The 12,205-nt window shown below is 59.2% G+C and carries 12 protein-coding genes; 5 read left to right on the top strand and 7 right to left on the bottom strand.

Features of this window, described 5'->3' with window-relative positions; all coding sequences use genetic code 11:
• Positions 1–66: 66 nt before the first annotated feature.
• From lipA to BM400_RS05495, 3 genes are all read right to left on the bottom strand, one after another.
• Positions 67–990, bottom strand: a complete 924-nt coding sequence (gene lipA, locus BM400_RS05505) for a lipoyl synthase (RefSeq protein WP_089837374.1) — start codon at positions 988–990, stop codon at positions 67–69.
• A gap of 70 nt (positions 991–1,060) precedes the next feature.
• The gene (locus BM400_RS05500) at positions 1,061–1,414 is read right to left on the bottom strand and encodes a hypothetical protein (protein WP_089837372.1); all 354 of its coding nucleotides are present in this window, start codon (positions 1,412–1,414) and stop codon (positions 1,061–1,063) included.
• A 22-nt stretch (positions 1,415–1,436) separates the two neighbouring features.
• A complete protein-coding gene (locus BM400_RS05495) occupies positions 1,437–1,799 on the bottom strand; it encodes a c-type cytochrome (protein WP_245781698.1) in 363 nt (120 codons plus the stop codon).
• 1,015 nt (positions 1,800–2,814) lie between these two features.
• On the opposite strand from BM400_RS05495, the gene BM400_RS05490 reads away from it, so the two are divergent.
• A complete protein-coding gene (locus BM400_RS05490) occupies positions 2,815–3,972 on the top strand; it encodes a response regulator (RefSeq protein WP_089837368.1) in 1,158 nt (385 codons plus the stop codon).
• 305 nt (positions 3,973–4,277) lie between these two features.
• On the opposite strand, the gene BM400_RS05485 is transcribed toward BM400_RS05490, so the two are convergent.
• The 3 genes from BM400_RS05485 to BM400_RS05475 all read right to left on the bottom strand — a co-directional run bounded on the left by BM400_RS05485 (position 4,278) and on the right by BM400_RS05475 (position 9,015).
• Positions 4,278–4,610 carry a histidine triad nucleotide-binding protein gene (locus BM400_RS05485; protein ID WP_089837366.1) on the bottom strand — a complete coding sequence of 111 codons (333 nt, stop codon included), beginning with the start codon at positions 4,608–4,610 and terminating at the stop codon, positions 4,278–4,280.
• A gap of 8 nt (positions 4,611–4,618) precedes the next feature.
• Complete coding sequence (locus BM400_RS05480; RefSeq protein ID WP_245781697.1) at positions 4,619–5,902, bottom strand: M48 family metallopeptidase; 1,284 nt, start codon at positions 5,900–5,902, stop codon at positions 4,619–4,621.
• A 419-nt stretch (positions 5,903–6,321) separates the two neighbouring features.
• Positions 6,322–9,015, bottom strand: coding sequence for a glycoside hydrolase family 2 TIM barrel-domain containing protein (locus BM400_RS05475; protein WP_245781696.1), 2,694 nt, complete (start codon positions 9,013–9,015; stop codon positions 6,322–6,324).
• 246 nt (positions 9,016–9,261) lie between these two features.
• On the opposite strand from BM400_RS05475, the gene BM400_RS05470 reads away from it, so the two are divergent.
• On the top strand, positions 9,262–9,807 hold the full coding sequence (locus BM400_RS05470; protein WP_089841520.1) for a P-loop NTPase family protein: 546 nt from the start codon (positions 9,262–9,264) through the stop codon (positions 9,805–9,807).
• Positions 9,808–9,853: 46 nt separating this feature from the next.
• Here BM400_RS05470 and BM400_RS05465 read toward each other — a convergent pair whose 3' ends face one another.
• Positions 9,854–10,444 (bottom strand): TetR/AcrR family transcriptional regulator, encoded by a 591-nt coding sequence (locus tag BM400_RS05465; protein WP_089837362.1) that lies wholly within the window; start codon positions 10,442–10,444, stop codon positions 9,854–9,856.
• A 126-nt stretch (positions 10,445–10,570) separates the two neighbouring features.
• On the opposite strand from BM400_RS05465, the gene BM400_RS05460 reads away from it, so the two are divergent.
• The 3 genes from BM400_RS05460 to BM400_RS05450 are packed head-to-tail and all read left to right on the top strand — an operon-like array spanning position 10,571 to position 12,177.
• Entirely contained in the window at positions 10,571–11,071 is a 501-nt protein-coding gene (locus tag BM400_RS05460) for a DUF4267 domain-containing protein (RefSeq protein ID WP_175528881.1), read from the top strand.
• A 5-nt stretch (positions 11,072–11,076) separates the two neighbouring features.
• The gene (locus tag BM400_RS05455; RefSeq protein WP_089837358.1) at positions 11,077–11,562 is read left to right on the top strand and encodes an anthrone oxygenase family protein; all 486 of its coding nucleotides are present in this window, start codon (positions 11,077–11,079) and stop codon (positions 11,560–11,562) included.
• A 42-nt stretch (positions 11,563–11,604) separates the two neighbouring features.
• Positions 11,605–12,177 carry an ankyrin repeat domain-containing protein gene (locus BM400_RS05450; protein WP_089837356.1) on the top strand — a complete coding sequence of 191 codons (573 nt, stop codon included), beginning with the start codon at positions 11,605–11,607 and terminating at the stop codon, positions 12,175–12,177.
• Positions 12,178–12,205 lie beyond the last annotated feature (28 nt).

Below are 12,205 nucleotides of genomic sequence, written 5' to 3'. Positions count from 1 at the left end.
ATAAGGATTCATCAGAAATCCCTCGACTTTAGTAACCAAGATCTTCCCAAAATAGGAACGGAGGAGTTACTTCAGTCCCGTCGACTGAGCCTGTTCATGCGCATGGTAGCTCGACCGCACAAGGGGTCCAGATTCCACGTGCCTGAAGCCCATCGCCATCGCCTCATGCTTCAGGAAGGCGAACTCGTCCGGCGTGTAATAACGCGTCATTGGCAGGTGATCGCGTGATGGCCGCAGGTACTGGCCGACCGTGAGGATATCGACCTTACGATCCGCAAGATCGCGAAATACCTGCAGCAGTTCGTGCATCTCTTCGCCCATGCCGACGATGATTCCCGTCTTGGTGACGATGGTGTTGCCCTTCTCTGCCGCGATCGTTTTCGCGTTTGCAAGAAATGCCAGCGATCTTTCGTAACGTCCACCGCTTTTGGCTACGCGATACAGGCGCGGCACGGTTTCGATGTTGTGGTTCAGAATCTCCGGACGCGCCTCGACCACCAATCGCAGCGCCGCATCGACGCCCTGGAAGTCCGGCGTCAGCACCTCGACCTGGCAGCCCGGAGCCTGCAGGCGGATCTCCTGGATGACGTTGACGAAGGCCGTTGCCGCACCCATGTTGTCGTCGTCGCGATTCACGCTGGTGATGACGGCGTGCATAATGCCCAACTGCGCCACGGCGAAGGCCACACGCTTCGGCTCATCGTGGTCGATCGGAGAAGGCTTGCCCTTGGGCACCGCGCAGAAGCCACAGCGCCGGGTACACAGGTTGCCGAGCATCATGAAGGTGGCGGTCTTGTGGTTCCAGCATTCGCCGATATTCGGGCACTGCGCGCTCTCGCAGACGGTGTGCAGGTTGAGCTCGCGGGCCAGCTTCTTCAAATTATGGAAGGTCTCGCCCATGGGCGCTCGGGCCTTCAGCCACTCGGGCTTTTTGGCCGGCTTACGCGGGGAAAGATCAATCTGAACGAGCTCGGCGGTGGGCGGCGTCATCTGATGACTATTCTATCGCGCCCGGTCGTTTCGGGTTCCACGGATCGAGATGCCGGGGCGTTTGTATCGATCAGATCCGCATCCTCTCGCGGACCTCGGTCCGGCTGAGATACAGGAAAAAGCAGAGATTCAGCAGGGACATCACCCAGAGTCCGGCGTTTCCCGTGGTTCGTGCCGTGTATCCGTACATGACTGATATCAGGAGGGTTCCGGCAAGTACCATCGCCCAACCCCAGCGGCGCATGCGCAGAAGGCCGAAGACACCGACAACAATCATCGTCGCGACGGGGAGCACCACGTACCGCGCGTGACCGGTGTATACCCCGTTCAGAGCGCCCATGACGCCAACCAGGGCGACCACCAGCATCCACATACAGATTCCGGCGATGCCTGGGAGCAGTTTGCCTTTTACGTCGTCGCTCATGTCTTTCCTCGTGTCCTTGCGCTTAGAGCGTATGCAGATACGCCAGCAGATCGTCCAGATCCTGTTGATCCATCGTGTTGCCCATGGCGGGCATGAGATTGCGGCCGTGCAGGACGGTCGCGCTGACCCGTTCGTCGTTGGCAGGAGCCCCGCTGGGCAGAGACTTCTTCTTGTAGAGGCCGACCAGGGCGGGCCCGTGGAGCGCCTCGTCCTTGCGGTCGTAGTGGCAGGCAGCGCAGTGCGTGGCGAATACCGCGTGGCCGCGTGACTGCTGCGGGTTCAATTGCTCCAACGGCACCGGCGGGTTTGCCTGCTTACATCCGGCCAGCACGCCTGCCAGCCCTAAACCCACCAAAGTTCCGGTCAACCCTCTCATGCATCGCATACTTTCATTCTCGCAGGCCATGGAGCGGGCCGCCAGTCTTCTATTTTTGGAAGGCTGAAATCCTATTCCTTCTATTTTTCATGAGCCGCGTGGGTCCTGTAGAAGAAAACCCGAAGAAATGGGGATATTTGGTTTGGCACGCCGATTGCTCTGTATATCTCTGTAAATGCTCACCGAGCGAACGGTCATCACCGTTCCGGGTAAGCCAAATACGATGCAGGCCCGGATAAACCTCACCCAAAGATGGTGTTGTTGCCAGTCTGAATCGCCTCTCTCTCGAGAGGCACTCTGAGGAGGCCGTGACAGGCCATTCGCTTTACCAGGCACCGAGCCGCCGGATCTGGCGGCTCTCATGCGCTCAGCGCACACTTTCCCCTTGCATGAACCAAGAATTCGAGATAACATGTGAGTTGCCTTGTGAGACCGGCTGTGGGTGCCGTTCATGATGCGCCTGTCCAGCCCTATCAAGCCTGGACAGAACCTGCTACCCGAAGACCTGAGAAGTCCGAGCGAATCAGAAGATTCCATGAAGCACTCTCTTCTGTCTCTTCTGTCCGGCTACTTCGGCTGCATGGCTCCTAGAGCGCCTCGTGTTCCAACGTGTTAAACGGGTGATGTGTCAGTCCATGGAATTCGTATAGTTTCTGTGGAATCTCGTATAGTTTCTCTGGAATCAAGAGAGATCAGAAAAAGAGATCGCACGAAAGATCGAACCGGTCGACCGAACGATTGAAAGACTGATTTCGACTGGAGCAGCACGGCGGATTGATCCACCTGTGCAAGCTCCGTCCAGAACAAGAAGCGAACCGAAGCAAAAACGTCCGTCTGAGTAAAACTTGAGACCGTTTCTTTCGAAGATGCACCGCCGGTTTGGCTACCACGCTCCCGCACTGCCGGGCAGCATGATGACGTCCCCCTGCGCCCCTACCCTCTCTTTGTCTCCGTGCGGGACGCCTCAAGCGTCCGGAACGACTGCAAACGTTTACTCCCAACTAAAGCTCCAGGAAGTGGAAGCATGACTTCAGATCAGAATAGCCCCGACGTGCAACAGAGCGTTCAGGGAGGACCTCCTCCTGTGTCTTCACAGGATTCGCTCTTTACCGGTACATCCAACACGCATGGCATGGGTCAATCGAAGTCCAGCCGGCGCCGGCGCCGCAAGCGGAAGTCGAAGTCAGAGGGCGGCGACTCCGGGGAGCAGGCAGGGGGAGAGCAGAGTGTTGGCTCCGTCCAGGCATCGGCCGCAACCGAATCGGCACCGCGCCAGCAGCAGCCTTTTCAGGCCAATGGCGGCGGCCAGCAGCAGCAGAATAACGGCGAAGGCGGATCCACGAAGCGTTGGAAGAAGAAGTTCCGGGACCGTAAGCGGACGGGCAGTGGAGGTGGCGGGTTTGAGAACAACCCCGGCAACCAGAGCTCGGGCGGCGGCTTTTCGCAGAACAACCAGAATGGAGGCGGCCAGGGCGGCTTCCGCTCTGCGGATACGCACCAGTTTGGCAATAACGCCGGTGCCAGCAGCAAGCGTAAGGGTCCGTATGGTGGAAAGCAGCAGCGTTCGGGCGGCGGTGGTGGCGGGCGGAGCTTCGTCGGTCCGATGGACCACAGCTACCGGGCGGTGAACGGCAACTTTGCCGATACGCCTCCTTCGACCATCGAGACGCACCAGAACGGCAACTACCAGGGCCGTGGACATGCTCGTCCTTCGTTTGTGTCGGATTCGCAGCCGATCGACTACTCGCAGGGCCGCGCGATTCCGATTGCGGAAGACGCTCCGACCAAGATCATCTTCTTTATCGAGGATCTTTTCTTCCTGGCGAAGATCTCCGAGACGGCCCGCAAGTTGGGCGTCAAGGTGGCGTTCATGAAGAACGACAAGGATGCGATCGCGGCTCTGACGGCCTCGGAAGAGGCTGATCGGCCAGGACTTATCGTATTCGACCTGAACAATGCGAATGCCAAGCCGCTGACGCTGATTCCGAAGCTGAAGGCCAAGCTGAAGAAGTCGACGTCGATCATCGGGTTCCTTTCGCACCTGCAGGGTGACCTGAAGGCGAAGGCCGTCGAGGCGGGTTGCGATACGGTGATGCCGCGCTCGGCCTTCTCGCAGAACCTCCCGAACCTGCTGCGGCGGTATGGGATTGTGGAAGAAGAAGAGCCGAACTTCAACATGTAATTCGACTGGAAACGGCCCTTGCGGGCCGTTTCCGTTTGGGTGATTGGTCTGTCCTGTGGTCTCAAAAGTGGTATGAAGGTGCACCGTTTTCGGTGCACCTTTTTATTTGTTCGTATCCTGGTGTTCTAAAGGGGTTACGGGTGGGCGATGCGAAAATCCCCATGTTTCACCAGAAGGATTCTGGACGCTAAGACGTGGGCTCATGCATGGATATTGTGGCCAAATGTATGGAAAATGCGGTTCACGGAAAAGTGGTCTGATCTTGCTTCGATCAACGCACGTCCGTGCGAAGATCTGCGGTGGGATCAGCCGGGGGGCCAGGTCATGTGGCGGCCACCGAGGACGTGGACGTGGAGGTGGTTGACGGTTTGGCCTCCATCGTCGCCGGTGTTGAGGACGAGGCGATAGCCGTTTTCGAGACCCTGCTCACGGGCTACCCTGGCGGCGGAGGCCATGAGGTGACCGAGCATGGCTTCGTCCCCGGCCTGGGCCATGGACTGGACGTGAACCTTCGGGATGACGAGGACATGGACCGGCGCCTGGGGATGAATGTCGGCGAAGGCGAAGACGGTTTCATCTTCGTAGAGGGGCTTGACCGGGATGGTGCCGGAGGCGATTTTGCAGAACAGACAGTCCATGGCGGCTCCTACTTCTTGAAATATTTCGGGGTTCCGGTTACCCAGGGGTTGTAGTCGCGGGCGAACTGGGCCCGGCTCTGGATGGAGGGGTGGCTGTAGGTCCAGAAGACGACGAAGGGGCTGGGGTGGGGCTCGGCCAGGGAGGTTTCGCCAAGGACCTGAAAGGACTTCTGTCCGGTGGCCTGGGGATCGGGGACGAGGCCGTGAATGGCTTCGAGGCCATAGACGTCGGCGGCGTGCTCCTCCCAGCGGCTGAAGGCGTTGCCGATGGGTTCGGCGAGGAAGCTGCCTATGGAGACGACGAGGAGAAGGATGACGATGAAGCCCCAGTCCTGCTGGGAGCCGACGCGCCAGACGCCTCCGTAGCGCTTGAGGAGACCTTGGGCGACGACGTACATGAGGAAGAAGCCGAGGAGGAGCATGACGGCGGTGAAGGCCAGGCCGATGGGGATGTGGTTGAGGCGGTAGTGGCCCATCTCGTGGCCGAAGATGAAGGAGATTTCGTCGGGGGTGGATCCGGCGATGGTCGTGTCCCAGACGACGACGCGCTTGGAGGCTCCGAAGCCGGTGACGTAGGCGTTCATGCCGGTGACCTTGGCGGAGGCGTTCATGAGGAACATGCGCTCGGGCGGGATGCCGATGCCGCCGCGGGTGGCTACCTTCTCCAGCTGGGTTACGAGGGCCGGGTTGGAGGTCTGGAGGGGCTCGAATTTGTTGAAGAGGGGGTCGATGACGTAGGGGGTGATGAAGACGCCGATGAGGACGAAGACCATGGCGGCTGCCCAGTAGGCGAACCACCAGCGGCGGGGGAACTTCCGGATGAGGAGGACGAGGCCCATCATCATGAGCATGCCGATACCGTAGGTGAGGATGGAGCTCTTGGCCTGGTCGGCGAACCAGCTTGCCCAGCTTTGGACGGACTGACCGTACTCGACGGCGAGGTGGTGGCGGTAGAGGGTGAGGGGCAGGTTGAGGAGGCCGGTGAGGAGAAAGAGCTCGAGGAGAAAGATGGCGCCCTGGGTCCACTTGCTTTTGGATAGGTTGACGGCGACGTTGCGCATGCGGAAGGCGATGCCGAGGGTGAGGATGCCGAGGAGCTGGAGGATGCCCCAGCCGGTCTCGACGAAGCTGAGGGCGATGCGGGCGTGGGAGTAGTGCTCGGCCTTCTGCTGGGTGGCGGGGGAGAGGGTGTAGGCGTCGTTCGTGCTTGTTGCGGGGGTCTGGGCCGGGAGGAGGGTGGATGTGCCGATCAAGGCGAAGAGAATCAAGACGAGCAAACGCAGACGAATCACAGAACCCTCCTAAAGGCCGATGGTGTCAGTGTATCGTCTGGGGGTTGTGAGATGGGCGTGAGGGATGCAGGGCCGGGGTTTCGAGGACTCATGTTCTGAGTTGGGAGACCTTACCTGCCCTGCGAGTGCGTCGGGTTGTACACGTCAGCCGATGCTGCATGACGCGGTCGGAAGTCTGCCGGCTGACCGGACTCAGGCGGTAGGTCGGCGAAGGGATTGGCGATTTTGCACTCATCGAGGACTGTGGAATAGCTCCAGGAAATTCCTTTTCAAGGAGCGAGTCTGAAGGAATACGAGAGATCGGACTCGATGAGCGGAATCGCTCCTTGAGATTGACGGATCAATGAGACGCAGATAGCCGCGTGGAAATGGGGAGCCAGGCTTGACGACGCGCATTACGAGGAGACCAGTGGGCGACATTATTGCACCTCTATCGCGGAGACGATCGCGTCTCCTTTGGTTGGTCTGAACTCAAGAATCACCATACCGTCCCTGGCATTTACTTCGAACTGCCGTTGATATGCGGTCAGCGGTCCTCCTGCGGCGGCTGCCACGTCCAGATCGGCTACAACCTTCTGGCCGTTTGCGAAGACGTCGAAGATACGCTCGCCGGGATGCAGCGATGGCTCCACAAACGTTAAGACGACGGGATGTTTCCCGTCACCGGCGGGCACACGATACGTGAACGATCCGGCACGATAGGTCGCCGCCACCTCCGGACTGCTGGTGTGGGCAATGGATACAGGAGCGGGAGCCCTGCCCCGCCCCCCGGGACCCGAGACACTCCCTGCCGTTCCGCCCTCGAAGAACGTATCCGATCCGAAGTGTTTTTCATCGCTCGCCCCTGCAACCAGTGCGCCGCAATCGATCAAGGTGTTCTTCGCGGCGGCTTCGGATAGATGCCACTCGGTCCGATCCTCTACCTCTCCCTTGGCGAAGGTCCCACTGGCAAGGATCTTGTTTGCACCGGGCACGAGCACGACGTTCTTCCAGACACAGATGCGCTCCGGGCAGTCTGCAAGGACTCCAATGAGCTTTCCATTGACCTTCAGCGAGGTCTTCGACGCGTTGCTGTACACACGCACATCGGCCACACGGTAGGCCCGCTCGGTATAGAGGCTGGAGTTGATGTGTACGGTCGGCGTATTCGTCCAGTTGGCTTTGTAAAAGAAGTACGGGTCCTTCCTATGCTTGTGGTCGAAGGTCACGATGCCTTTCGTATTGATGTCCTGGGCATTGCCTTCGCTGCGCGTGGTGCTTCCGAAGTCGAAGGAATTCCACAGAAACGTACCCCACAGGTACGGTTTGTTCTGCAGGGTCGACCAGTTCTGTTCGTGAATGTAGGATTCGTATTCCTCCGCCTGGGGCCGGTTGCGAGATTCCGCGCCACCCAGCGCATTGTCCGAGTGCAGTGAGATAGCTCCCCCGGCGCCATATTCCGTGACCGCCATGGGCTGTGCCGGCCGCGTGCGGTGGAGGGAGTCAAGATGAGGACCTAAGTCCGACGGTTTGTCGTAGTACCAGCCGAAGTAGCGATTTGCGCCGGAAAGGTCTGTGACGGCTCCGGTGATGGGCACGGTGGCGCCTGGAGCGAGCGCATGCTGCTCACAGCAGGTGGCCAGCGTCGTGGGTCGAAGAGGGTCGAGCTCGTGGGCGAGTTGGTTCAGTTCCTTGAGCAGAGGCAGGGGGTCTGGAAGGGCGCCACCATTGTTCCCGACGAATCCCGGGATACCGTTGCCGAAATCGATCTCATTGCCGATGGACCATGTGACCACCGAAGGGTGGTTGAAGTCCTGCGCGATCAGCTCCCGCAGTTGCTGGCGGGCGTTCTCACGAAGCGCTGCGGTAGGTTCCGAGTGGTCGCCCAACGTCCACTGGCTGACCAGGGGTATCTCGTCCCAGACCACAAGACCGTCGCGGTCCGCGAGATCATGAATTGGCTGGCCATGCTGGTAGTGGGTCAAGCGGATGCCGGTCACACCCATCTCACGCATCATCGCTTCATCCGCGGCAACATCCTCCGGTTGCGATGCCCACCCCTTTCCTTCACGGTCCTGGTGGTAGCCGACTCCATGAACCGCGACGTGCTTCCCATTGAGGAACAGTCCTTGATTCGGATCGAACCGAACCTGACGAATGCCAAAGGGAACAGAAACGCGATCCACCAGTTGAGAGGACTTGCTGGAGAGCTCCACCACCAGCCGGTACAGGTAAGGATCGTCCACGCCCTGCCAGAGATGCGGATGCGTCACAGCCACGTTTGCAATGCCTTCTGCCACGCTCGCTGGTGCCACGGTGACAGTCTGCTCCTGTTGTCCCGCGATCTTCCCCTGCGCGTCAACGAGCATGGTTCGGAGCATAAGCGTGCCACTCTGCTCACTGTCGTTGCGCACCCGTGCGCGCACCTGCACCTGCGCCCCGGCAGACGCGATGGACGTCGTCTTCGCATAGACCCCGGAGGAGCCGTAGTCCGTCAGGTCGAGGTGCATCTTTTTGGTGAAGATGAGGCTTACCGGACGATACAAGCCGCCGTATACAAAGAAGTCTCCTGTCAGCGGCAATACGTCGGCAGTCGAACTCCCCAGCGCGGGTTTCGTGTTGTCCACCTTCACGGTGAGCGTGTTCTCACGGCCGGGCTTGAGGGCTGCCGTGCTATCCAGGCGAAAGCGCGAGAATCCTCCACGGTGCGTGCCGAGTAAGGTTCCGTTCAACCACACCGTGGCGATGCGGCTTGCTGCGTCAAATTGCAGAAAGCTTTCCATCCCAGAGACGTTCGCGGGCGGCGTGAAGGCGAGCTTGTACCAGCCGACTCCCTGCGTCGTCACCACGTTCTGGGCGGTGTTGATATGGGACGCCGGCGCATCCTTGTAGTAGCCTGCCCGGTTCCAGGTGTGGGGCACGCTGACGGTCGTCCATGTTGCGTCCGGTTCGGTCTGTAACTCCGTGGCCGACTCCGGCCCGAACTTGAAGCGCCATCCATCGCGGAGTGACATCTCGACACGGGCATCGTTAGCCGTGGAACGCTGGGTTTCGTTTGTTGCAGACCGTTGCGCCTGATCGTCCAGGGTGAGCAGCAAAAAGCAGATCATCAGCAAACAAGGAATGCGTGGCAAGGCAGGCTCCATGGAATTGCGCGGTTAGATGGAAAGCGCGATTATAGACATCACATCAAGCGCTGTCACCGGGCTGATTGAAACCGATATTGAGGCGGCTCAAGGGCCGACCATGCCTTGACCTCAACGCTCGCTGAGGAGAAGGCGCTGGCCGTGCTCGTGACGCAACTGGCGAACGAGTGAGCGGTAGACTTCTCCAGGCGAGCGTGGCCGATCGAAATGGTCAGCGAGGTGAGAGGCTGTTTTATGCGGTTGTCGGAACTTGGAGAACGCATCTGCATTTTAGGGCCTTCCAACAGCGGCAAATCGACGCTTGCCGAAGCCATTGCCCGAAAGCGTGACTTGGACGTGGTTCATCTGGACCAGCTTCACCATCTTCCCCATACGGACTGGAAGATGCGTCCGGCAGGCGAGTTCCTCGCTCTGCATGATGAGGCGATCGCCAGAGAACGGTGGGTCATCGACGGGAATTACTCAAAGTGCTTCCCGCAGCGTTTCCAGCGTGCGACAGGGATCGTGCTGCTGGATATCTCGACATCCGCAAGCTTGTTTCGATACGTTCGCAGGACACTCTTTGGCAGGGGAAGAATCGGCGCACTCGAGGGCGGACAGGACAGCATCAAGCTTTCCATGATCCATCACATTGCGGTGGTTACGCCACGGAACCGAAGGCGCTACGCAGATGTTTACCGGCAGATCAAGCTGCCGAAGGTGTCTCTGGACTCCATGCACGCGATCGACGCGTGCTATCAGGATTGGGAGCTGGAACGTAGGCCGCGGAGAACGGGATAGTCTCTTGCGTCGGGGTCTCGATCGATTCAGTTTGGCTTCGGCCATTTCAGTATGGGAGGGTGAAGCGCTCGACGAGCGTTCTTATTCGTTCTTTCTGGCGGCTGCGCGGAAATCGCCTGGTTCTTGTGAGCTCGGCGATCCCGTGAAGGCTTGCCCAAAACAGTTCCGCTAGAACCTCCGACTTCGAGCCATGGCCCTGAAACAACTCCAGGAGCTGGGCAAATGCGAAGCGCAGTTCCGGAGGCGTCGCCGCGTCGCCGAATGGAACGCTCAAGCTGAGCGAAAACATCACTTCATACAGCGCCGGTGAAGACGCGGCGAACTCCAGGTATGCGACCGCAAACGATTCGACGGGGTTTCCACTCCTGGCCCGCTTCCGTGCCTTCTCCAAAGCGAGGCCTATCTCCTGGAAGCCCTCGATCGCAACCGCAGCGAGGATTCCATCGCGGCTTCCGAAATGAGAGTACAAGACGGGTTGGCTGTATGAAATTTCGTCGGCTAGCCGCCGAACGGTCACGCTGGGCCACCCTTCAAGCTCCGCGATTCGTCGTGCGGCGCTGAGAATCTGTGTCCGGCGGGTGGCTCTGTCGCGCAGTTTTCGTTCCGCGATGCGGTTTGCTGCCTGTTTCGTTTCCATCGACCATCATTATAGCAACGCTATTTAAAATAGCGGATTGATAAATTTTCGGAATCTTCTTGCATCGACGCGGGATTGCCCGCATCATTTATAGCGTTGCTAGATTTTCTATCGAAAACACTTCGGGTGCGGCGATTCTTTTGCGTATCCGATCGACAATCCTCTTATCTTCAGCACGCTCCCTGCTTTCGCGATAGGGAGAGAAAGAACAGACACCCCATGAACACGACAACAGGCTTCGATCGTTCGACTTTGAAAAAGAATTCGCCGCTCTTCTGGTTCACGCTGCTCGTGCCGGTGGCTATTATCGGGATCGGCATCAACTTCATTCTCAACCCGGTTGGGGCTTCCACTGGCTTCGGCATTCCAATCCACGACCCGGCCGCGTTTCCTTTTATGTGGATCAAGGGAATTCGCGACATCTTTTCGGGTCTTGTCGTGCTGACGTTTCTTCTTCGGGGAGACCGGCGCACCACGGCGATCCTCTTCGCGCTTGCAGTCTTGATCCCGATCGGCGATGGCTTTGTCATTCTGAGTCATCTTGGCTTTGCGCCGCCGATCTTCATCCACTGGGGAACCGCGCTTTACATGGCGATCGTTGCCGCATTTCTTCTTCGGACGGAGTAGCCGTCATGCAACCGCAGGTGTTGTTTCTGGAGGAATTCATCATGGAAATCCTGGATGTTGCTGCGATGATGGTCGCTGGACTGATGGTTGGATGTGAACTGGCCATCGCCGTTTTCATTCACCCCACGCTCGATAAACTGCCGGATGGTGCTCATCAGCCAGCCGCAAGCGCGATCGCTCGCGTTCTGGGGACGGTGATGCCGTTTTGGTACAACCTTACGTTTTTGCTGACGCTCGCCGAGCTTGTTCTCCGGTGGCACCAAACGGCACACGTGTCTATCGTGCTCGCTGCATCGGCTTCTCTGTGGATGTTGGCGAGTGTGTATTCGCTCATCGCTCTTGTGCCGGTGAACAACCGGATTCAATCCTGGGACACGTCCGCTCCGCCTGCCGATTGGAAGAAGTACCGGCGTACATGGGATATGCATCACCGGTGGCGTACTGCCGTGCTCACGATAGCTTTTGGGTTTCTCCTTGTGGGCGTTCGCTAGTGCTTGTTCGCTCAAACGGCAAGGGGAAAGAGAGAGCGCGGCATGCATCGGCTGCTTCGATCTGCGAGTGTGGCGGGTGCGTCTGACGTCCTGGTGAATTTGATGGACGTGCTGTGTGAGGCGGGGGCGGATGCCGGGGCCACGGCACGGGCGGCGGCTGTCCACGAGGAACGAAGGGCGTTGGAGGCTTTGATCCGGCGGGGGGTTCGGGTGGATCTGGCATTGGCGGCGGCTTTGCACCGGTTTTCGGAGTTTGTGCGGTTGTTGCCGGTAGCGACGGGTGAGGAGCGGCACCTGGCTTTCGCGGTCGCCTCGCAGTATGGGGGGGTAGAGATGGTGCGGATGTTGCTGGATGCCTGGGAGTATCCGAACCGGTATAACCCCGTGGGAGGGCACTCGCATGGCACGCCCCTGCACCAGACGGCGGGGTTTGGGTATTTGGAGCTGGTGAGACTGCTGGTGGAGCGAGGGGGGCAGACGGATTGGAAGGATGTGCTTTGGGGTGGGACTCCGGAGGATTGGGCGCGGCACGAGGGGAGGGTGGAGGTCGCGGAGTCTTTGCGGGAGGTGGATGAGGCGATGTCAAAAGCAACCGCAGATCCCCTGCAGGGATGAAGCCCCAAAGGCCAGCGCGTGTCCGTCT

It is taken from the genome of Granulicella pectinivorans, from assembly GCF_900114625.1.
In the GTDB taxonomy this organism is placed as follows: Bacteria; Acidobacteriota; Terriglobia; order Terriglobales; family Acidobacteriaceae; genus Edaphobacter; species Edaphobacter pectinivorans.
Note: the sequence above shows the minus strand (reverse complement) of the source record. Positions and strands in the feature narration are given on the sequence as shown.

Bases quoted from the DNA above. Each gene is read 5' to 3' on its own strand.
- lipA (WP_089837374.1), bottom strand. From the start codon at position 990: ATGACGCCGCCCACCGCCGAGCTCGTTCAGATTGATCTTTCCCCGCGT.
- BM400_RS05500 (WP_089837372.1), bottom strand. From the start codon at position 1,414: ATGAGCGACGACGTAAAAGGCAAACTGCTCCCAGGCATCGCCGGAATC.
- BM400_RS05495 (WP_245781698.1), bottom strand. From the start codon at position 1,799: ATGCGATGCATGAGAGGGTTGACCGGAACTTTGGTGGGTTTAGGGCTG.
- BM400_RS05490 (WP_089837368.1), top strand. From the start codon at position 2,815: ATGACTTCAGATCAGAATAGCCCCGACGTGCAACAGAGCGTTCAGGGA.
- BM400_RS05485 (WP_089837366.1), bottom strand. From the start codon at position 4,610: ATGGACTGTCTGTTCTGCAAAATCGCCTCCGGCACCATCCCGGTCAAG.
- BM400_RS05470 (WP_089841520.1), top strand. From the start codon at position 9,262: ATGCGGTTGTCGGAACTTGGAGAACGCATCTGCATTTTAGGGCCTTCC.
- BM400_RS05465 (WP_089837362.1), bottom strand. From the start codon at position 10,444: ATGGAAACGAAACAGGCAGCAAACCGCATCGCGGAACGAAAACTGCGC.
- BM400_RS05455 (WP_089837358.1), top strand. From the start codon at position 11,077: ATGCAACCGCAGGTGTTGTTTCTGGAGGAATTCATCATGGAAATCCTG.
- BM400_RS05450 (WP_089837356.1), top strand. From the start codon at position 11,605: ATGCATCGGCTGCTTCGATCTGCGAGTGTGGCGGGTGCGTCTGACGTC.